The organism is Pseudomonas extremorientalis, assembly GCF_001870465.1.
Classification (GTDB): domain Bacteria; phylum Pseudomonadota; class Gammaproteobacteria; order Pseudomonadales; family Pseudomonadaceae; genus Aquipseudomonas; species Aquipseudomonas extremorientalis.
Map to the genome: position 1 here is coordinate 468,134 of NZ_MDGK01000017.1, position 18,698 is coordinate 486,831.

An 18,698-nucleotide genomic window follows, 5' to 3' on the forward strand; every position below is an offset into this window, starting at 1 on the left:
GGAGCGACTTCGATGCAGGCAGTGGATTTCAATTCGGACATGGGCGAAGGCTTCGGCCCCTGGACCATCGGCGATGGCGTCGACGCTGAGCTGATGGCCTACATCAGCTCGGCCAATATCGCCACCGGCTTCCACGCCGGCGACCCCGGCACCATGCGCCGCACCGTCGAGCGGGCCAAGCAATTGGGCGTGGGCATCGGCGCGCATCCTGGCTTCCGGGACCTGGTCGGCTTTGGCCGCCGCCATATCAACGCTCCGGCCCAGGAGCTGGTGGACGACATGCTCTACCAGCTTGGTGCTCTGCGGGAAATTGCCCGCGCCCAGGGCATGACCCTGCAACACATCAAACCCCACGGCGCGCTGTACATGCACCTGGCCCGCGACGAAGAAGCCGCGCGCCTGCTGGTACAGAACCTGCGCATCATCGAACCGACGCTGCTGCTGTACTGCATGCCCAACTCGGTGATCTGGCGTGTCGCGCAGGAGCTGGGACAGCCGGTGGTCCGGGAGTTTTATGCCGACCGTGAGTACGATCTGACCGGCTCCATCGTGTTTACCCGCAATGTGCGGGCGCTGGACCCGGCGACGGTGGCGGCGCGCGTCCTGCGGGCCTGTCAGACGGGACTTGTGCGAACCGTGGAAGGCGAAGACCTGTTTATCGAATTCGACTCCATCTGCCTGCACAGCGACACCCCCGGTGCGCTGGAGCTGGTGGAAGCCACCCGCGAAGCGCTGGACCAAGCGGGCATCACGGTCAAGACACCACAATAAAAATCATCGCCTTATTTTTTCGCCTGCCTTTCTACAATGATTCCAAGAGGAACAGACATGGCTGAAACGTCCCCCATCCGCTACAGCTTCGGCGGTGATGAACACCTGTTTGCCGAGGTCAGCGACAGCATGTCCCTGGAGGCTTTTTTCAAGGGCATGGCGGTGACCCGCGCGGTGGAGCGCCTGGCGCTGGAAGGCGTGCTGGATGTGTGCCTGGCCAACGCATCGTTCCAGATCCGCTTCGACCCCGACCGCATCGCGCCCCACGTATTGCTCGACGCGGTGCAGACCGCCGAAGCCCAGGCCGTGGCCGAACGCACGCTGCACACGCGCATCATCGAAATCCCGGTGCTGTACAACGACCCGTGGACCCATGAAACCCTCATGCGTTTTCGCGACCGCCACCAGGACCCCAGCGGCACCGACCTGGAATATGCTGCGCGCATCAATGGCCTGGCCGATGTCGACGCGTTTATCGCTGCCCACAGCGGTGCGCCGTGGTTTGTGTCGATGGTCGGGTTTGTCGCGGGCTTGCCGTTCATGTTCCAGATGGTCGAGCGCGAGCGGCAGTTGCAGGTGCCCAAGTACCTGCGCCCGCGCACCGACACGCCGAAACTCACCCTCGGCCATGGCGGCTGTTTTGGTTGCATCTACTCGGTGCGCGGTGCCGGCGGTTACCAGATGTTCGGCGTGACCCCGGCGCCGATCTATGACCCGGCGCAGCAGTTGGCCTACCTCAAGGAGCACATGGTGTTCTTCCGGCCTGGCGATATCGTGCAGTTCAAACCCATGGACCGTGACGCCTACGACCGAGCGGTGGCCGAGGTGGACGCAGGACGTTTCGACCTGCGTATCCGCCCGGTGGAATTTTCCCTCGACGCTTTTCTCGCCGACCCCATTGGCTACCCGAAAACCCTGCAGGAGGCGCTGGCATGATCAAGGTCCTCAAACCCGGCCTCGCCACCTCCGTGCAAGACCTTGGCCGCGAAGGTTATTACCACCTGGGCATCCCGCCGTCGGGTGCGTTGGATCAATACGCGTTGAGCGCGGCCAACCACCTGGTGGGCAACCCGGTGGGCGCAGCGGGTCTGGAATGCACATTGATCGGCCCTGAACTGCAGTTCCAACAGGATGCGCTGGTGGCCCTCAGCGGCGCCTTGATGTCGCCGCGCCTTGACGGTGAAGTGGTGCACCAGGACACCGCGTTCCAGGTGCGCGCCGGGCAGGTGTTGCGCTTTGAATTTCCCAAGGCGGGGGCGCGGACTTACCTCGCGGTGGCCGGTGGCATTGATGTGCCGCTGGTGCTCGGTAGCCGCTCGACCTACACCCTCGGCGCGCTTGGCGGCTTTCAGGGTCGGCGCTTGCAGGAAGGCGATGAATTGCCCATCGGTGAAGTCAGTGGCACGGGGCGCCCGGGCAACAGTCTGCCGATGGCGTTGCGTCGCTCAGTGGGCGGGGATATCACCCTGCGCGTGGTGCCGGGGCTGTATTACGAGCGCCTCACGGATGCGGCAAAAAGCAGCTTTTTCGCCGAGCCCTGGACCGTGGGTTCCGAAGCCGACCGCATCGGCTATCGCTTCAAGGGCGGCAGTGCGTTGATCTTCCAGCCACGGGAGCAGCCGTTTGGCGCGGGGTCGGACCCTTCGAACATCGTCGACAGTTGCTACCCGATCGGTTCGATCCAGGTGCCGGCTGGCTTGGAGCCGATTGTGTTGCACCGGGATGCGGTGTCGGGCGGTGGCTACGCGATGATCGGCACGGTGATCAGCGCCGACCTGGATTTGATCGGGCAGATGCAACCGAACCAGCGGGCCGGGTTTGTGGCGGTGACGCTGGAGCAGGCGTTGGAGGCGCGGCGTGTCTACAAGAAGCGGTTGAAGATAATGTCCGGGCTGTTCGCAGGATAAAACTGCGGGAGGGGGCTTGCCCCGATAGCGGTGGACCAGCCAGCTTATCTATAGCTGACCCCCTGCAATCGGGGGCAAGCCCCCTCCCACATTTGGTTCTCTGTTCACTTTTGCTTTGGTTTTATGTCAGAAAAGTTGGGTGAACAGCCAGTAGAGGCTGCCGGAAAGCAGAATCGCCGCCGGCAACGTCAGCACCCACGCCATCGCCAAGTTGCGGATCGTGCGCATCTGCAACCCACCCCCGTTCGCCACCATGGTCCCCGCCACACCCGACGACAGCACATGGGTGGTCGACACCGGCAACCCATACATGTCTGCCGCGCCGATGGTCAGCATCGCTACCATCTCCGCCGAGGCGCCCTGTGCGTAAGTCAGGTGGGTCTTGCCGATCTTCTCGCCCACGGTCACCACGATGCGCTTCCAGCCGACCATGGTGCCCAGGCCCAGGGCGATGGCCACGGCGATTTTCACCCACAACGGAATAAAGCGCGTGGAATTGTCGATCTGTTGCTTGAACAGTTGCAGCTTGCCCTGGGTGTCGGCGTCGAAGCTGCCGACCTTGCCCTTGTCCATCAGGCGAATGGTTTCGCTGGTCAGGTACATGTCGTTACGCACGTTGCCGACGGCTTCGGCAGGCACCTTGGCCAGGGAGCCATAACCTTTGACTTCATCACCGATCTGCCCGGCGAGGGCGGCGAGGGCGGGGACCAGTTCCGGGGTGGCTTCCTTGGTGCGCACGTAGGTGGAGAGGATCGGGCGCGGGTCACCGGTCAGCGCTTGTGGGGCACTTTTCACCAGGGCGACCTGGGTGACTTCGGCCACTGCCGCGAACTGCAGCGACTGCTCGGCCGGCATGGTGCGGTTCAGCGCGTACGCCATCGGCAAGGTGCCCACCAGGATCAGCATGATCAGGCCCATGCCTTTTTGCCCGTCGTTGGAGCCGTGGGCAAAGGACACGCCGGTGCAGGTGGCGATCAGCATGCCGCGGATCCACCACGGTGGCGGGGTGTCGCCCTTGGGCGCCTTGTACAGCGCGCGGTTCTTGACGAAGGCGCGCAGGGCCAGCAACAGCATCGCCGCAAACGCGAAGCCGATCAGCGGCGACAGCAGCAAGGCGTAACCGATCTTGATCGCCTGGCTCCAGTCCACACCGCTGGTGCCGTCACGCCCGTGCATCAAGGCATTCGCCACGCCCACGCCGATGATCGAACCGATCAGCGTGTGGGACGACGACGCCGGCAAGCCCAGCCACCAGGTGCCGAGGTTCCACAGGATCGCGGCGATCAGCAGGGCGAAGATCATCGCAAAGCCGGCGGAAGAACCCACCTGCAGAATCAGCTCGACCGGCAGCAACGCAATAATCCCGAACGCCACCGCGCCGCTCGAAAGCAGCACGCCGAGGAAGTTGAAAAAGCCCGACCACACCACCGCAAAATGCGGCGGCAGCGAGTTGGTGTAGATCACCGTCGCCACGGCGTTGGCGGTGTCGTGGAAGCCGTTGACGAACTCGAAACCCAAGGCGATCAACAGCGCCACACCCAGCAGCAGAAACGGCGTCCAGGTGGTGAGCTGGGCGCCCATTTCATGCATGTCGTGCATCAGGCTGTAGGCGGTGAACAACAGGCCCATGGCGAGTACGGCGAAGAAGATGATCACCGTCACCAGGCCGGGTTTCTTGTCCAGCCTGGGCTTGGGCGCAGCGGGTGAGGCGTGGGTGGAGGCAGTCAGGGAAGGGGTGGCCATGCCGGGGCATCCAGTGTGGGGAGGATGTCGTTCATAGTCATTGCAGAATGTTACAGAGATGCTGCCGTAGGTCAGTGTTTGATGGAATTGGGATAGCCGCTGATCCTGTATACGCCGCAGAAACTATGTGGGAGGGGGCTTGCCCCCGATTGCAGTGGGTCAGCTGAAGACAACCTGCCTGATCTACCGCTATCGGGGGCAAGCCCCCTCTCACATGTCAACTGCGTTCCAGTTCAGTAGTCTTTGCGCTTCCTGAAGGCCCACCGCCCGGCAATCAAGGTAAAGGTCGCCACCAACGCCACCAGGATCCAGAAGCCTTCCGGGTCCTGCGAAAGCGGCACCCCCCCCACGTTCATGCCGAAAAAACCGGCGATGATGTTGATCGGCAACGCCAGCACCGTCACCACGGTGAGGGTGAACAGTGTGCGGTTGCTCTGCTCGTTGAGGTTGGCGGCGATCTCTTCCTGTAACAGCTTGATGCGTTCGCCCAGGGCCATCAGGTCGTTGATGATCAGCGCAAACTCCTCGGTGGATTTGCGCAGTTCTTTCACGTCCTCTTTTTGCAGCCATTGCGGCGGGCGGTTGAGCAGGCGCAGCAGCGAACCCGGTTCCAGCGCCAGCAGGCGTTGCAGGCGCACCAGCACCCGGCGTGCCGCCCCTAGTTCAGCGCGGTTGGTGGACAGCCGTGACGAGAGCAACTGGTCCTCGATATGGTCGACGCTGATGCTGGTCTTGCGCACGATCTGCGTCAGCACTTCACCCTGGTCACGCAGCAAGTGCACGAGCAAGGCCAGCGGTGAGCGGAAGCTTTCACCGGCTTTCACTGACGAGCGCAGCTTGTCCACCGAGTGCAGCGGTTGCAGGCGTGCGCTGATCAACAGGCGGCTGCGGGCGCACACCCACAGCGTGGAAATGTCCGACGAGACCATGCTGCTGAAGTTGAACACCACGTCGTTGACCACCGCCAGCAAGGCCGAGTCAACATGTTCGATGCGGGTTGAGCGCGAACCTTCATGCAGGGCTTCGAAGAACTCTTCCGGCAGGTCCAGATGCGCCTGCATCCAGCGCTCGCATGCGGCGTGGGCCAGGTTCAGGTGCAGCCACAAAAACTCGTCCGGGTCGGCCGGCTGGCGCAAGGCCTGGAGGGCCGTGGCCGAATCGATCTGCTCGCCCTTTTCACCGGGGCGAAAACGGAAACCGTAAAGCAAGCCGAACAGGTCGGAATCCTGGTGGCTGTGGTCGATGCTGTGGTTCATGAGGGCTCGCAGGAAAAGCGCCTGTAGGAGATTTCACAGGTTCGCATGCGCGAATCATTGCAAGGGAATTTGACAGTTTTGTGACGGTTTTGGATTTATTTCGTTGCGGTGACATTTATTTGACCGCCTGTCAGGAACTGTTCAAGAGGCCTCTGGCCCGGCCGATTCAAGGTGTTAAGAACCGCTGTGGATCGGCGGTGCTTTTGATGACAGGGAAGTCGCCGTGTGTATGCACCACTTCCTTGTATCGAGGCTTTTCCCCGATGAATGTTTTGCGAACCTCCTTGAGAGCACAAATCCTGTCGCTGCTCGGTGGCAGCCTGTTGGCGATGCTGTTGATCGCCCTGGCCTGTTTCAACTTCCTGTCCAATGGGGTGCAGAGCTATCGAAGTTTGATCGATGGGCCGTTGCTGACCTCACAGTTGATTGACGAGGCCAACCTGCAATTCAAGGTGCAGGTGCAGGAATGGAAAAACGTCCTGTTGCGCGGCAAGCAGCCCCAGGACATGGAGAAATACTGGGGCCAGTTCCAGGAGCGCCAGCGCGATGTGCAGGGCATTCTCACTCGGCTGGTCACCCAGACCGGCAGCGACCCGAGCCTGAGTCGACGCATCGAAACCCTGCGTCAGACGCACGAGCAACTCGGTGTGGCTTACCAGAAAGGCCGCGATGCCTACGTGGCGGCGGGGGGCGATGCCACTGCGGGCGACACGGCGGTAAAGGGCGTGGACCGCGCCGCCAGCGAGCAGATGAGTGCGCTGGTCAGTGACCTGCGCGAACAAGGCAGCCAGCAATCCAAGGCCATCAGCGCCTACGCCGAGCGCACCGTGCTGGTGGGGTTGGCGATCATGTTGCTGTCCGGTGTGCTGATCGGCTTGTTCAGCCTGTGGTTGATCAACCGCAACCTGATCCTGCCGATCCGCAGCCTGATCGACTACGTGACGCAACTGAGCCACGGTCGGTTCGCCGAGCGCGTAGCCAGCCGTCGCCAGGATGAGTTGGGGCACTTGGCCGCCGCCGCAAATACCTTGCGCGACTTTCTTGCCGAAACCTTCAGCCGCTTGCAGCGCAGCGCCAGCGACCTGGTCGGCGCCAGCGGCGAGTTGAACGCCATCGCCGGGCAGATGGCCACGGGCACCCACGATCAATTCAACCGCACCGACCAAGTGGCCACGGCCATGACCGAAATGTCCGCCACCGCCCAGGAAGTCGCGCGCCATGCCGCCAGTGCTTCCCGTGCGGCCGACGAGGCGGACCATTCGGCGCGGGAAGGCGGTGAGGTGATGAGAGTCACCATTGCCACCATCGGCCAGATGCGCAACGAAATCCTCAATACCGGCACCATCATCCGCCGCCTCGAAACCGACAGCGTACGTATCGGCAAAGTGCTGGAAGTGATTCGTGGCATCGCCGAGCAGACCAATTTGCTGGCGCTCAACGCGGCGATTGAAGCTGCGCGCGCAGGCGAAGCCGGTCGTGGTTTTGCCGTGGTGGCTGATGAGGTGCGCAGCCTGGCGCAACGCACGGCGGCGTCGATCATCGAGATCAACGGGATTATCGAGGCGGTGCAGACCGGTGCGGTGGACGCGGCTGAAGCGATTGTGAGCGGCCAGTCATGCAGTGATGAGAGTGTGGAGAAGGTCACGCAAGCCGGCGCCATGCTGGCTCACATCACCCAGGCGGTGGAGGCGATTCGCGACATGAACCGTCAGATTGCCACGGCAGCGGAGGAGCAGACGTCGGTGGCCGAGGACATCTCGCGCAACATCACGCAGATCACCACGGTGGCGACGGCCAACCTCGACAATGTGAAGCGCACCGAAGCGGCGAGCCATGACCTGCGTGGGTTATCGAGTGAGTTGAATGAGGTGACGGCGCGTCTGAGCGCCTGATCAGGCACAAAAAAAGCCACCCGAGGGTGGCTTTTTTTTAGTTCAAATCAAGTATCGAGCTTGTCTTCCAGCACGGCGCCGGTCTTGGCGTCGAGCTTCACTTCAAACTTCTTGCCGGCGGTGTCGGTCAGTTCGACTTCGTAGACCAGCACGCCACTGTTGTTATGGTCCAGCTCGGTGTCGTTGAGGGTGGCGCCTGGGTGTTTGGCCAAGGCAGCCGCGTTGAGTTTTTCGAAAGGCATCACGGCGCCGGACTTGAGCAGGCCTTCAATGTGGTCGGGGCGAACATCCGCCTGGGCCAGGCTGGCGGTCAGGGTCAGGGCGGTAGCGGCGAACAGAGCGGTCAAGGTTTTCATGGTGTGTGTCCTTCTTCGGTGAGCTGTTTAAGTGGCGCCAGATTAACCAGCGCAACTTAATTCACCCTTAATTAATTCAAACAGTTGCGCAGTTTGTTCAATCCACCAGACGCGGGGGATTTCATGCTGGAGGCTCACTTGAGGGGAGACTCGGCATGAAACGGTTAGTGAGTTGCATCTACGCGCCTGTATTTCTGTTCGGCTTTATCGGCTGCGGGTTTTGGCAGCCGCACGCGCTGATTCTGCTGTTCGTGATCGCGGTTGCAGTGTCATTCCTGGCAGAGCAGTGGCTGCCCTATGAACCGCAGTGGAATTGCAGCCTGGGCGATCGGCGCCGCGACACCGTGCACGCGCTGGTCAACGAAAGCCTGAATGCCCTGGGGTTGTTGATCCTGCCGGGGCTTACTGCGTTGTTCGCGTTTGAAGGTCTCTGGCCGCGCGGTTGGCCGCTGTGGCAGCAACTGCTGATGGCCATTGTGCTGGCTGATGCCGGTATCACCTTGATGCATTACGCCAGCCACCGCATTGCGCCGCTGTGGCGTTTGCATGCGGTGCATCACAGTGTGCAGCGCCTTTACGGTTTCAACGGTTTGATGAAGCACCCCTTGCACCAGATGCTGGAAGCCACGGCCGGGTTGCTGCCGTTGATCCTGCTGGGCATTCCCCTGGACGTGGCGCAGTTGCTGGCACTCGCGATTGCCCTGCAGTTGCTGTTGCAGCATTCCAATGTGGACATGCGCCTGGGGCCTTTGCGCTGGGTGTTCGCCTGGGCGCCGGTGCATCGGTTTCACCATATGAAATATGGGCACGCCGGGGATGTGAATTTCGGGCTGTTCTTTAATCTGTGGGACTGGCTGCTGGGTACTGCGTTTTACCGCGAGGGGTATCGCATGGGGGCGGGTGATCTGGGGATTGGCAGTCGGCCGGATTTCCCGGTGGGCTACGGGGCGCAGTTGCGTGATCCGTTCAGGCCGGTTGCCTTGAGCAAGGAGCCGTCCCTGCCGGACGAATTACGTTAACAGTTCAACGTCCAGCTGGCGCAATGACGCAGCTGCCGTGACCCCAAACAACTGCTTCATGGTCCGTGAGCAATGTGCTGAGTCGGCAAAGCCGGCACCGTGAGCGGCATCGGTCAGCGTGCCACCGGCGAGGGCCAGTTGCAGGGCGATGCGCAGCCGTCGCCACAGCACCAGGCGACGCACGGGCAGACCGAGTTGATGGGCGAACAGCCGCTCCAGTTGGCTCAAGGACAGGTGCGCGGCCTGGGCCAGGGCCTGGGCTGAGACCTTGCCGATGAGTTGTTGATCCAGTGCGGCCAGCGCCCGTTCCAGGCGTGAGTCCTCCAGGCTGCGTCGGGGGAGTTGATGCAGTGCATCCAGGTACAGGTCTGTGTCCAGCAACGGGGCGATATCAAACACCGCCGGTTCGGCGTACAGCACCGTGACTTCACCTTGAGCGTCAAGAATGGCGTGGGTTTGACGCGAAGGGATAAACAGGCGATGGGCCGTGGTGATTTGGCCATCGAGGCTGACCGTGAACGGTGAGCCTTTGGAGACCATCAACTGATGGGCGTAGTGCGCATGGGGCGCTGTGCGCCCCAGCTCGCCGACGATCAGGCCATAGTCACGCCCCAACCACAGGCGGCCTGACCATTCGGCCGTCACTCAGTACTTATAGTCGTTCAGCAGGTCTTGCACGCTGGACGACGGCCAGCGCTTGTAGAACTTCAGCAGTTCGGCGGCGCGGTTGGTGAAGATGCCATCGACGCCGGCCTTCATCACTTTGTCGAAGTCCACCGGCTCATCGACGGTGTAGACGTGCACCAGCAGGCCCTTGTCGTGGGTCAGCTTGTTCATCTCCGGTTTGACCAGGTCCGAATAGCTCTGGTCGCCGTGGTTGGTCAGCTCGGCCGATGGGCCGGTGCCGATAGCGCCGAGGCTCTTGGCTTCGTCGACCCATTTTTCGAACTCGGCGGCATCCTTCGGCTCCTGCTTGGCGTAGTAGGCGGCCTTGGTGGTTTCGCCGGACTCAGCGAACGTCTGCTTGTTTTTCGGCTCGATGCTGCCTTCACCCACCCACAACAGCAGGATCTTCGGGGTGTTGGGCATTTCTTTCTGCAGCTCTTTGAGGCTGGCAACCTCGAAGGTTTGCAGCACCACGCGGCCTTTGCCCTGGCCGACGCCGGTGTTGCTCTTGCCCAGCTTGGAGCCGGCGGAGCTCAGCCAGCCTTTATCCTGCAGCTTGTTCTTCAGGTCGGCTTCGATGCCCGGGAATTGCTTGGGCTCCTTGGTCTCGATGTACAGGCCGGGTTTGTGCGACGGGTTGCCTTCGGCGATCTTGATGATGTCGTCCAGGCTCTGGATTTTCAGGCCGACGAAGCCTGGACGCGCGCGGTCCGGGTAGGCGGCGTTGAACCAGCTGCCGGCGTCGAGGGTTTGCAGTTCTTTCCAGGTGAACTCGTTGGCCGGGGCGTCCTTGCGGTCGGGGAACTTGGTGGCCACGTCGGTGGTGCGCTGCAGGTTGTTGTCGTGCAGGGCGAACAGCACGCCGTCCTTGCTGCGCTGCAGGTCCATTTCCAGATAGTCGGCACCCAGGTCGCGGGCAATCTTGTAGGCCGCGGCGGTGGATTCGGGGGCGTCGTAGGACGCGCCACGGTGGGCGATCACGGCTGGGTACGGAATGCCTTCGTTGGTTGCCAATTCAGCCGGGCTGATCGGGTCGGCAGCCTGTGCCTGGCCAAGGCCGAGCATCAGGGCGAGCAGCAAGGCACTCTTGGTAAACGTGACAGGCATATGCGAAGTCCTTTCGTGGAGGTAGCTTTGAGAAGGCCTCCTTTTTAACAATTGATTGCGAAAGGCGCTATCACCAAACCGACATTAACGTGTGCACGCCTCGATTTTCTGCGTTTTTTTTGCAGGCATTGCAGTACTCTTGCCCGAAGCTGCCCCGTTAGAGGGCGGTACTTTGTGCCACGCGTGTAAACCATCTTTCCAGTCCCTGTGGGACTTTTCAGTGAGGTTTACCATGCGCATCACCTCCGAGCTTATCTGCCAGGCCGCCGACCAACTCCGTGGTTTTGTTGGCCTCAACCGCAAGACCGGCCAGTACATCGTGCGTTTCAGCGAAGACGCCTTCGGCATGGACGTGGCCGATGACGGCATCATTCCCACCGCCGAATTCGTCTGGCTGCCGGCCCCGGAGCAGACCATGACCCTGTCCCGCGAGCGCATCCAGTTGCTGCTGGACCAGAACATCGACGACCGTATCAACATCACTGAACCGTTGCGGGTGTATATGCGGCGGGTGGAGGTTCCGCAGATCAGTGCGTTGCGCAGTCTTGTAAGCTGATCCTGTGGTGAGCAGGCTTGCATGTGGTGAGCAGGCTCGTCCTGCGTTGGGCTGCGCAGCAGCCCCATCAAGATCGCAATGTCCTTTCAGGAAAACCGCAGCGGCTGGTTTGAGGGCCGCTTCGCGCCCCAACGCAGGGCAAGCCTGCTCACCACAACGAGCCTCTTGATCATGCTTGCTGGCAAGCCTTGAGCAGGGCAATCGCCAGGGGTGGGGTGATGCCTTTCAGCGCGGCGCGTTCGGGTTGGAACAGGGTGGCGACGAAGAACGGGTGGTCGAGCAGCTCCACGGCTCGCAGATCACCTGCCGAGTCATGGCCGCTGGGGATCAGGTCGCCTTCCAGCAGTGCGTCGAGAAACTCAGGGTTCACGCCGTAGCGGCAACGATAGCCTTCCTGCACATCAAGAGTGCCGTAGGCTTCTGCAATACGCGTGTAGGACACCAGGCGCACAGTGTCGGTGGCTTCCACCAGCGCACAACTCAGTGGCGCGATCACGGCGCGCCTGGCGTGCGGCGCCAGTTCGCCGTGCTCGGCATCCTTCCAGCCCAGTACGTTGCGCGCATATTCCAGCACCGTGTGCTGAAAACCGCCGCAGGTGCCGAGGAACGGCCGGCGTTGCTCGCGGGCAAAACGGATCGCCCGCAGTGCGCCATCGGTGTCGCGGTAGGGGCTGGCGGGGACGCACCAGAAACCATCGAAAGCGTGCAGTGACTGGGGCAGGGCATCGGTGTCGAGCCAGTGGACATGCACGCTCAGCCCCAGGGTCTCGGATGCCTGTTGCAAGGCCACGGGAATGGCTTGGTGGGCGATGACATCGGGGTTGTAATCGCCGATCAGGGCAAGGTGCAGAGGTGTGGTTTTCATGGTGTACATCCCATGGCTTGTGGTGTCCTGGAGCGCACTATAGATTGGCGTTCACGCAATCAATATTGGCGTTTGCCCATATGTTCAATGCAGCTACGCACTATTCACTCGATTACCCTGATTTGTCGCTGATCCTCGCGCTGGTGCGTGGCGGTACGCTCGCACGGGCGGCCGCGTTGTTGCGGGTGGACGTGTCCACGGTGTTCCGCGCGGTGCGGCGCCTGGAGGCGGCGCTGGGCCAGACATTGTTTGAAAAAAGCCGCACCGGCTACCTGCCCACCAGCCTGGCGAGCAACCTGGCGCAGCAGGCCGAGCGTGCCGAACAAGCGCTGGAGGCGGCGCGCATTGGCGTGGAGCAGGGCGGTGAGGTGATCAGCGGCACGGTGCGCCTGACCTGTACCGACTCCGTACTGCAAGGTCTGCTGTTGCCGGCCCTGGCGCAGTTCATGCCGCACTACCCGGCATTGACCCTGGAACTGAGCACCTCGAATGACTTCGCCAACCTCAGCCGCCGTGACGCGGATATCGCCCTGCGCCTGACCCGCACGCCGCCGGAACATCTGGTCGGCCGACGCCTGGGCAACGTGGCTTATCAGGTGTGCGCCAGCGCGGATTTTGCTCGTCAGCATGCCGGCCGCGAGTTGGCCGACCTGCCATGGATCGCCCCGGATGACTTCCTGCCCGACCACCCCACGGTCGCCTGGCGTCGCGAGCATCTGCCCGGTGTGCGTCCCAGTTATCGCTGCAACAGCATGTTGTCGGTCACCGAGCTGGTACGGGCAGGGTTGGGGGTGGCAGCCTTGCCGGACTTTCTATTGGGGGACGGCCTGCAATCGCTCGGCCCCGCGTTGGCAGGGCATGACACCGCGTTGTGGCTGCTCACGCGCCCGGACTGCCGAGCGTTGCGCTCGGTGGTGACCCTGTTCGATGAGCTGGGACGGCAGGTGCGATTGCCTTAGGTTTTTCGCACAAAATGCTCATGCATTTCGCAGGTCAGGCTTTCAATGTGCTCAGTCAGTTGTTTGGTCATTTCCGTGAGCCGGGTGTTTTGCTCCAGCAGTTCCAGTAACTGTTTGGTGGTCTGCGCCGCCTGGGCCTGGCGCTCGGTATTGGCGATCGCCAGGGCTTCACGGTGCTGCGCATCTGCATCGGACTGCGCCTTGTCGCGTGCGGCCTGGCGGGTCTGGGCCAGCAGGATCAGCGGCGCGGCGTAGGCCGATTGCAGGCTGAACGCCAGGTTGAGCAGGATGAACGGGTACACATCGAAATGCGTGATGCCGGTCATGTTCAGTACCACCCACAACACCACGATGGCGGTTTGTGCGCCAAGGAAGGTCGGCGTACCGAAGAAGCGCGCGAAGGCTTCGGCCTTGAGGGCAAAGGTGTCGTTGCCGAAGGTCGGCGCCAGGTGGGCGTGGGGGCGGTGGAAGCGCAGGTGGTCGACGGGGGTGGCTTCGGGCTTTTCTGGGGTCATGGCGGGCTCGGATCTCATGCTTGAAGAACAACCAGCACTATAGACCGAGCCCCCGGCACTCCGTATGAAGATCGGGTCAGTTGCCGCCACGCTCGTTGGCGAATGCACTCACCGCCTGCACCGCTTCGCTGGTGCCTTGGCGAATCTGCAGGATAACTGTGCCAGCCTGGTTGGCCATTTCAACGCCTTGGGCGGCGCGGTCGCGGGTGGCGTCCATGCTGTCGATGGCTTGTCGAGTTTCAGCCTGAATCATCGCGATCATGCTGGAAATTTCCGTGGTGGAGCCGCTGGTGCGCGCCGCCAGTTGCCGGACTTCGTCGGCTACCACGGCGAAACCACGGCCTTGTTCACCCGCACGCGCGGCCTCGATGGCGGCGTTGAGAGCCAGCAGGTTGGTCTGGTCGGCGATACCGCGAATGGTGTTGACGATGGCAGTGATCTGTTGCGAGCGATCACCGAGCTTGGCGATCAGTTGTGAGGAACCGTCGATGTCGGCAGAAATTTCGCGCATGCCGTTGGCTGTTTTCTGAATCACCTCGGCACCTTTTTCTGCCATGTCCTGAGTGCTCAAGGACAGGTGATAGGCCTGCGCCGCACTCTGCGCATCTGCCGCATGCTGTTGCACGCGGGCGGTGATGTCCGAGGCGAACTTCACCACTTTGCACAGCCGCCCGCTGGCGTCGTACACCGGGTTGTAGTTGGCTTCGAGCCACACGACCTGGCCGTTTTTATCCACCCGCTCGAACTGGCCGCTGAACATTTCCCCCTGGTTCAGGCGTTTCCAGAAGTCGCTGTAGGTTGAGCTGCTGGCCAGTGCCGCGCTGCAGAACATCCGGTGATGCTGGCCCTGGATCTGCGCCAGGGTGTAACCCATGCGCTGCAGGAAGTTGGCGTTGGCGGTGATGATGGTGCCGTCGAGCTTGAACTCGATCACCGCCATGGCGCGGCCAATGGCATCCAGTTTGGCATTGGCTTCGCTTTCGGCCTGCAGGCGCGGGGTGACGTCCATCGCGTACTTCACCACTTTGGTCACCTGGCCCGTGTCATCACGCACCGGGTTGTAGCTGGCTTCCAGCCACACCGACTGGCCATCCCCGGCCACCCGTTCAAAGGTGCCGGACTGGAATTGGCCATTACGCAGGTTTGACCACAGTTGGCTGTACTCGGGGCTACGGGCGAAGGCCGGGGTACAGAACATTCGATGGGACTGGCCCTCTACCTGCTCGGCGCGGTAGCCCATGGCCTGCAGGAAATTGGCATTGGCGCGCAGCACATTGCCGGACAGGTCGAATTCGATCACCGCCATGGAGCGCTCGATAGCGTCCAGCAGGCTGGCCTGTTGGGCGATGGTGTGTTGCTGGGTGCTGATGGTTCTTTTATGTGTGTTGAATAGCATGTGCGGTGCTCGGGCAAGCAGACTCTGGGGTTTCCTTGGATATGCGCCTGCCCCCGTAAGGCGTACGCCACACGGTTGACTTGCTCATTGCCAGCTTCCTTGTGCTGACAGAGGGGGGTGGGACAACGGGTTCAGAGTGATCAGCCTGACAAGAAGTTCGCCCGTGTGGGAGGACCTTTTTTGGGTAGGCGACCAGTGGTGGCATTATGCTTTCTTGTCGGGTGCTTTCTGGTCTTTTCAGACGAGGAGTCGTAGGACGACTTCAGGCGGAATGGGCGATCACTTCGTCGCTGACATTGACCCGGTTGCGCCCGGTGTCCTTGGCGGCGTACAGCGCGCGATCCGCTGCATTCAGCCACATCGCGGCATCGCTGAAGAAGGGTTGGAAATCGGCCAGGCCGATGCTCAGGCTGACCCGCAATTCGGGGATCTGCGGGTTGCGGTAATTGCTGAAAGTTTCGCGCATGCGTTCCATGATCTCCGCAGCCTGTTCCAGCGGCATTTGCGGAAGAATCACACAGAACTCATCGCCCCCGTAACGACCGGCCAGGTCGTTTTCCCGCAGATTGCGCCGCAACTCCAGGCTCAACTGTCGCAGTACCGCATCGCCGACGATATGGCCGTGGGTGTCGTTGATCTGCTTGAAGTGGTCGATGTCGATCAAGGCAATGGTGGCGTGGCTCCGCTGCTGCCGGCACTTGTGGAACTTGAGGTGCAGCAGGTCTTTCCAGGAACCGTGATTGAGCAGCCCGGTGAGGCTGTCGGTGCGGCTCAGGGCGCTGAGGGCGCGCTTGTGTTCGGACAGTTTGATTGCCAGTTGATAACAGACCATGCCGATGGCCATGGGGTAGAGCGTCAGCATCGGCAGGCAGGTGTAGACCTGCAGCAGGCTGACATCGGGGTTGAACCGGATGCCGAACAACGCGCCGGCCACGCCGATTCCAAGCCCCTGTGCGCACAGGCCACGCAGGAACAGGCGCTTGCCTCCGGCGGCGACGTTATTCATGGTCATCATCGACAGAATGGTCACGGCCGTCAGTGGCGTGAACTGCGTGGCGGCGGCCCAGAAGCCGCCGAGCAGCGAGTCATATAGCAGGTTGCGTTGTTCTGCCTGGTAGGGGTACTGCGAGCGGGCCGACAGTTGATACGCCACATGCGCCCAGGCAAACCCGTTGAACAGCAGGAGTGCCCACACCCAGCCCGGCATGGCGAGAGTGTAAAGGGCGCCGCTGACGCTGATACAGCCGATAGAAAGGCCGATGATCCTTGGCTTGTAGATACGCTTGGCAAATGAAAGCCCTTTGCCTTGTCTGTTTTCCATAAATTCCTGGGGCAGCTGTTTTTTGCAGATACGGTGGCGCGCGTTCGCTGGATCAACCGTTGATCGGATAATGCCTGTGAATATTGTCAGTTATTCGCGTGGGAATAATCAGTGTCCTTCCAGGCCATTTGCGCAAAACAGAGGGCGAATGCGTCAAAAGCGACCTGGAATGTCGCTCACACAACAGGTTTTTATGGCTGGCGGGGCAGGGTGACTTCGTAGCCGGCGAGGAACAGGTCGATGGCCGACTCGATCACGCTGGCCTGGTGGGCGGCATCCAGGGTGGGTTGGCCGAGGGTAATCTGTGGCCAGAAGGCGAAGGCCTTGAGCAGGCTCTGAATCTGGTGGGCGGCGAAGGCCGGGTCGGTGCAGTTGAGCCGGCCGTCTGCCTGGGCGGCGCGAACCCACTGGGTGAAGCCTTCTTCGCGCTGGCTCAGGCGGGTGACCATGTCTTGCGCACGTTCCGGCGAATGGATGGTGGCGGCGATGGCGACCCGGGCCAGGTCGAGGAAATTGGTGTCCGACATCATCTTCATCTTCGCCTCCAGCAATCCGCGCAGTTGTTCGCGCAATGGGCGGTCGCTGGCGTAACTGACGTCAAGTTGGGCAACGCTGCTGGCCCAGAGTTGATGAAGAATTTCTGCGAACAGTTCTTCCTTGCTGGGGAAGTGATTGTACACGGTGCGTTTGGATACACCGGCGGTGGCGGCGATCTTGTCCATGCTGGTGACCTCGAAACCGTTTGCGCGAAATTCGGCGATGGCCGCAGCCACAATGGCTTCGCGTTTACGGTCGGTGAGGCGTTGAGGGGCAGTCATGGGTGGGGCTCGGCTCTTGGAGGAAAATTACACTCGGTAGTTTACTTGCTCCGGGTTTTGTTGCAATCTTGAAACTACACTGTGCAGTGTAATTTATAAGCGATCCGTAGGAGTCACCCGGTAATGGCCACGATCTCGTCCCTTGTCGATTCTTCGCCAGCAGCGCCCAAGCAAGGCCAAGGGCACTTCAGCAACGATGCCCCCGTGCAGCACGGTGGCTTCGGCAAGACCCTGCGCATTTTCTGGAACATGCTGTTCAACAAACCCCGCAGCACGCGGCCGGTGGGGCCGATTCCGGTACAACCGCTGACGCGCGAGCAATTGCTGGCGGCCCCGGATCACAGCGTATTCCGCCTTGGACATTCCACCGTGTTGCTGAAAATGCGCGGTAAATTCTGGGTAACCGACCCGGTATTTGCCGAGCGCGCCTCACCGTTCAGTTGGGCCGGCCCCAAGCGCTTCCATCAGCCGCCCATCAGCCTTGAAGAGTTGCCGCCCCTGGAGGCAGTGATTCTTTCCCACAACCACTATGACCACCTTGACCGCAAGGCTGTCGTCCAATTGGCCGACAAGGCCCGTTATTTTCTTGCGCCGCTGGGCGTGGGCGACATCCTGGTCAAGTGGGGCGTGGATGGCAGCAAGGTGCGCCAGCTGGATTGGTGGCAGGGCACCGAGGTGGATGGCGTTCGGTTTGTCGCCACCCCTGCGCAACATTTTTCCGGGCGCGGTCTGTTTGATGCCAACCAGACCCTGTGGTGTTCCTGGGTGATGATCGATGGACCTCGGCGGATTTTCTTCAGCGGTGACACGGGTTACTTCGACGGTTTCAAACGCATCGGCGAACAGTACGGTCCATTTGACCTGACGCTGATGGAAACAGGTGCTTACAACGTCGACTGGCCCCATGTGCACATGCAGCCAGAGCAAACCCTGCAAGCGCATATCGACCTCAAGGGCCGCTGGTTGCTGCCGATTCACAACGGCACTTTCGACCTGGCGTTCCATGCCTGGCATGAGCCGTTCGACCGCATCATGGCCCTGGCCTGGGAGCGCAACGTGTCGATCACTACGCCGCAGATGGGGCAGGCGTTCAGCTTGAATCAGCCAGAGCGTGGAGGTGCGTGGTGGCTGGAGGTGGAAATCCAGGGGGCACAGGAACACCTCGCAGGCTGACGGAGGAGGCTATGGAAAAAGGAGTTTTCAAGCTGTTTCAGAGCTGCGACAGTTGCCAGGCAACGGTGCCATGATCCCCGGAAATTTATGTGTCGGGGGACGTATTTTATGGAGTGCAAGTGTAAGAAATATTGGCAGGCGGGGTTGCCCTGTCCGACGGGGCAACCGGTGTCTGCGCTTACTGACGCGTCAGCCCAGACAACGACAGCCCAAGAGCATACAAGTCCGCATGGTATCGTTTTCGGTGTCGATCCCCAGGCTCATGGCACCCGAGGGGGCGTCCCGATCCCGGGGTATGACGCCCCGGGACTTGCCCTCAAACCCCCGCGCGACCCGTCGCTGTCATTGATCGCATTGAGTGGTATTGACCCCTCGGGG

18 protein-coding genes and 1 pseudogene are annotated in these 18,698 nt (G+C 61.5%); 8 read left to right on the plus strand and 11 right to left on the minus strand.

Going from position 1 to position 18,698, the window contains the following annotated elements; translation table 11 throughout:
* The first annotated feature begins 12 nt into the window (after nucleotides 1-12).
* Genes BFN10_RS09705 through BFN10_RS09715 form a run of 3 tightly spaced genes read left to right on the plus strand, consistent with a single transcriptional unit; the run spans nucleotide 13 to nucleotide 2,678 of the window.
* Nucleotides 13-771 (plus strand): 5-oxoprolinase subunit PxpA, encoded by a 759-nt coding sequence (locus BFN10_RS09705; RefSeq protein WP_071489493.1) that lies wholly within the window; start codon nucleotides 13-15, stop codon nucleotides 769-771.
* A gap of 57 nt (nucleotides 772-828) precedes the next feature.
* On the plus strand, nucleotides 829-1,707 hold the full coding sequence (locus BFN10_RS09710) for a 5-oxoprolinase subunit B family protein (RefSeq protein WP_071489494.1): 879 nt from the start codon (nucleotides 829-831) through the stop codon (nucleotides 1,705-1,707).
* Nucleotides 1,704-2,678: a 5-oxoprolinase subunit C family protein gene (locus BFN10_RS09715; RefSeq protein WP_071489495.1), complete on the plus strand. Its 975-nt coding sequence runs from the start codon at nucleotides 1,704-1,706 to the stop codon at nucleotides 2,676-2,678. The genes BFN10_RS09710 and BFN10_RS09715 overlap by 4 nt, the downstream gene beginning before the upstream one ends.
* Nucleotides 2,679-2,804: 126 nt before the next feature.
* Here BFN10_RS09715 and BFN10_RS09720 read toward each other — a convergent pair whose 3' ends face one another.
* Entirely contained in the window at nucleotides 2,805-4,421 is a 1,617-nt protein-coding gene (locus tag BFN10_RS09720) for an inorganic phosphate transporter (protein WP_071489496.1), read from the minus strand.
* A 233-nt stretch (nucleotides 4,422-4,654) separates the two neighbouring features.
* On the minus strand, nucleotides 4,655-5,677 hold the full coding sequence (locus tag BFN10_RS09725; protein WP_058423173.1) for a transporter: 1,023 nt from the start codon (nucleotides 5,675-5,677) through the stop codon (nucleotides 4,655-4,657).
* Nucleotides 5,678-5,940: 263 nt separating this feature from the next.
* Here BFN10_RS09725 and BFN10_RS09730 point away from each other — a divergent pair, with 263 nt between their 5' ends.
* Nucleotides 5,941-7,569: a methyl-accepting chemotaxis protein gene (locus BFN10_RS09730; protein ID WP_071489497.1), complete on the plus strand. Its 1,629-nt coding sequence runs from the start codon at nucleotides 5,941-5,943 to the stop codon at nucleotides 7,567-7,569.
* A 47-nt stretch (nucleotides 7,570-7,616) separates the two neighbouring features.
* Here the strand turns inward: BFN10_RS09730 and BFN10_RS09735 are convergent, their stop codons facing one another.
* Complete coding sequence (locus BFN10_RS09735) at nucleotides 7,617-7,925, minus strand: PepSY domain-containing protein (protein ID WP_071489498.1); 309 nt, start codon at nucleotides 7,923-7,925, stop codon at nucleotides 7,617-7,619.
* 155 nt (nucleotides 7,926-8,080) lie between these two features.
* Here BFN10_RS09735 and BFN10_RS09740 point away from each other — a divergent pair, with 155 nt between their 5' ends.
* A complete protein-coding gene (locus BFN10_RS09740) occupies nucleotides 8,081-8,944 on the plus strand; it encodes a sterol desaturase family protein (RefSeq protein WP_071489499.1) in 864 nt (287 codons plus the stop codon).
* On the opposite strand, the gene BFN10_RS09745 is transcribed toward BFN10_RS09740, so the two are convergent.
* The gene (locus tag BFN10_RS09745; protein WP_071489500.1) at nucleotides 8,936-9,589 is read right to left on the minus strand and encodes a helix-turn-helix domain-containing protein; all 654 of its coding nucleotides are present in this window, start codon (nucleotides 9,587-9,589) and stop codon (nucleotides 8,936-8,938) included. The genes BFN10_RS09740 and BFN10_RS09745 overlap by 9 nt on opposite strands.
* Nucleotides 9,590-10,717: a glycerophosphodiester phosphodiesterase family protein gene (locus BFN10_RS09750; RefSeq protein ID WP_071489501.1), complete on the minus strand. Its 1,128-nt coding sequence runs from the start codon at nucleotides 10,715-10,717 to the stop codon at nucleotides 9,590-9,592.
* 232 nt (nucleotides 10,718-10,949) lie between these two features.
* Here BFN10_RS09750 and BFN10_RS09755 point away from each other — a divergent pair, with 232 nt between their 5' ends.
* Nucleotides 10,950-11,273 (plus strand): DUF2025 family protein, encoded by a 324-nt coding sequence (locus BFN10_RS09755; protein ID WP_071489502.1) that lies wholly within the window; start codon nucleotides 10,950-10,952, stop codon nucleotides 11,271-11,273.
* 169 nt (nucleotides 11,274-11,442) lie between these two features.
* Here BFN10_RS09755 and BFN10_RS09760 read toward each other — a convergent pair whose 3' ends face one another.
* Nucleotides 11,443-12,138 (minus strand): CTP synthase C-terminal region-related (seleno)protein, encoded by a 696-nt coding sequence (locus BFN10_RS09760; protein ID WP_173668594.1) that lies wholly within the window; start codon nucleotides 12,136-12,138, stop codon nucleotides 11,443-11,445.
* Between the two features lie 80 nt (nucleotides 12,139-12,218).
* Here BFN10_RS09760 and BFN10_RS09765 point away from each other — a divergent pair, with 80 nt between their 5' ends.
* Nucleotides 12,219-13,097, plus strand: coding sequence for a LysR family transcriptional regulator (locus BFN10_RS09765; protein WP_071489527.1), 879 nt, complete (start codon nucleotides 12,219-12,221; stop codon nucleotides 13,095-13,097).
* Here the strand turns inward: BFN10_RS09765 and BFN10_RS09770 are convergent.
* The 5 genes and pseudogenes from BFN10_RS09770 to BFN10_RS09785 all read right to left on the minus strand — a co-directional run bounded on the left by BFN10_RS09770 (nucleotide 13,094) and on the right by BFN10_RS09785 (nucleotide 17,147).
* The gene (locus BFN10_RS09770; protein WP_058427265.1) at nucleotides 13,094-13,612 is read right to left on the minus strand and encodes a DUF1003 domain-containing protein; all 519 of its coding nucleotides are present in this window, start codon (nucleotides 13,610-13,612) and stop codon (nucleotides 13,094-13,096) included. The genes BFN10_RS09765 and BFN10_RS09770 overlap by 4 nt on opposite strands.
* Before the next feature lie 76 nt (nucleotides 13,613-13,688).
* Nucleotides 13,689-14,168, minus strand: coding sequence for a methyl-accepting chemotaxis protein (locus BFN10_RS30080; RefSeq protein ID WP_371914387.1), 480 nt, complete (start codon nucleotides 14,166-14,168; stop codon nucleotides 13,689-13,691).
* A 117-nt stretch (nucleotides 14,169-14,285) separates the two neighbouring features.
* Nucleotides 14,286-15,008 (minus strand): annotated as a pseudogene (locus tag BFN10_RS30085) (PAS domain-containing protein); the annotation flags it as partial.
* 262 nt (nucleotides 15,009-15,270) lie between these two features.
* Nucleotides 15,271-16,329: a diguanylate cyclase gene (locus BFN10_RS09780; protein WP_071489505.1), complete on the minus strand. Its 1,059-nt coding sequence runs from the start codon at nucleotides 16,327-16,329 to the stop codon at nucleotides 15,271-15,273.
* A gap of 191 nt (nucleotides 16,330-16,520) precedes the next feature.
* Entirely contained in the window at nucleotides 16,521-17,147 is a 627-nt protein-coding gene (locus BFN10_RS09785) for a TetR/AcrR family transcriptional regulator (protein ID WP_071489506.1), read from the minus strand.
* A 123-nt stretch (nucleotides 17,148-17,270) separates the two neighbouring features.
* On the opposite strand from BFN10_RS09785, the gene BFN10_RS09790 reads away from it, so the two are divergent.
* Nucleotides 17,271-18,320 carry an MBL fold metallo-hydrolase gene (locus tag BFN10_RS09790; RefSeq protein WP_071489507.1) on the plus strand — a complete coding sequence of 350 codons (1,050 nt, stop codon included), beginning with the start codon at nucleotides 17,271-17,273 and terminating at the stop codon, nucleotides 18,318-18,320.
* Nucleotides 18,321-18,698 lie beyond the last annotated feature (378 nt).

Excerpts from the sequence above, each read along its gene's own strand:
- BFN10_RS09770 (WP_058427265.1), bottom strand. The coding sequence starts at position 13,612 with ATGACCCCAGAAAAGCCCGAAGCCACCCCCGTCGACCACCTGCGCTTC.
- BFN10_RS09785 (WP_071489506.1), bottom strand. The coding sequence starts at position 17,147 with ATGACTGCCCCTCAACGCCTCACCGACCGTAAACGCGAAGCCATTGTG.
- BFN10_RS09735 (WP_071489498.1), bottom strand. The coding sequence starts at position 7,925 with ATGAAAACCTTGACCGCTCTGTTCGCCGCTACCGCCCTGACCCTGACC.
- BFN10_RS09790 (WP_071489507.1), top strand. The coding sequence starts at position 17,271 with ATGGCCACGATCTCGTCCCTTGTCGATTCTTCGCCAGCAGCGCCCAAG.
- BFN10_RS09715 (WP_071489495.1), top strand. The coding sequence starts at position 1,704 with ATGATCAAGGTCCTCAAACCCGGCCTCGCCACCTCCGTGCAAGACCTT.
- BFN10_RS09705 (WP_071489493.1), top strand. The coding sequence starts at position 13 with ATGCAGGCAGTGGATTTCAATTCGGACATGGGCGAAGGCTTCGGCCCC.
- BFN10_RS30080 (WP_371914387.1), bottom strand. The coding sequence starts at position 14,168 with ATGGCAGAAAAAGGTGCCGAGGTGATTCAGAAAACAGCCAACGGCATG.
- BFN10_RS09730 (WP_071489497.1), top strand. The coding sequence starts at position 5,941 with ATGAATGTTTTGCGAACCTCCTTGAGAGCACAAATCCTGTCGCTGCTC.
- BFN10_RS09740 (WP_071489499.1), top strand. The coding sequence starts at position 8,081 with ATGAAACGGTTAGTGAGTTGCATCTACGCGCCTGTATTTCTGTTCGGC.
- BFN10_RS09765 (WP_071489527.1), top strand. The coding sequence starts at position 12,219 with ATGTTCAATGCAGCTACGCACTATTCACTCGATTACCCTGATTTGTCG.
- BFN10_RS09720 (WP_071489496.1), bottom strand. The coding sequence starts at position 4,421 with ATGGCCACCCCTTCCCTGACTGCCTCCACCCACGCCTCACCCGCTGCG.
- BFN10_RS09760 (WP_173668594.1), bottom strand. The coding sequence starts at position 12,138 with ATGAAAACCACACCTCTGCACCTTGCCCTGATCGGCGATTACAACCCC.
- BFN10_RS09725 (WP_058423173.1), bottom strand. The coding sequence starts at position 5,677 with ATGAACCACAGCATCGACCACAGCCACCAGGATTCCGACCTGTTCGGC.
- BFN10_RS09755 (WP_071489502.1), top strand. The coding sequence starts at position 10,950 with ATGCGCATCACCTCCGAGCTTATCTGCCAGGCCGCCGACCAACTCCGT.
- BFN10_RS09750 (WP_071489501.1), bottom strand. The coding sequence starts at position 10,717 with ATGCCTGTCACGTTTACCAAGAGTGCCTTGCTGCTCGCCCTGATGCTC.
- BFN10_RS09710 (WP_071489494.1), top strand. The coding sequence starts at position 829 with ATGGCTGAAACGTCCCCCATCCGCTACAGCTTCGGCGGTGATGAACAC.
- BFN10_RS09780 (WP_071489505.1), bottom strand. The coding sequence starts at position 16,329 with ATGGAAAACAGACAAGGCAAAGGGCTTTCATTTGCCAAGCGTATCTAC.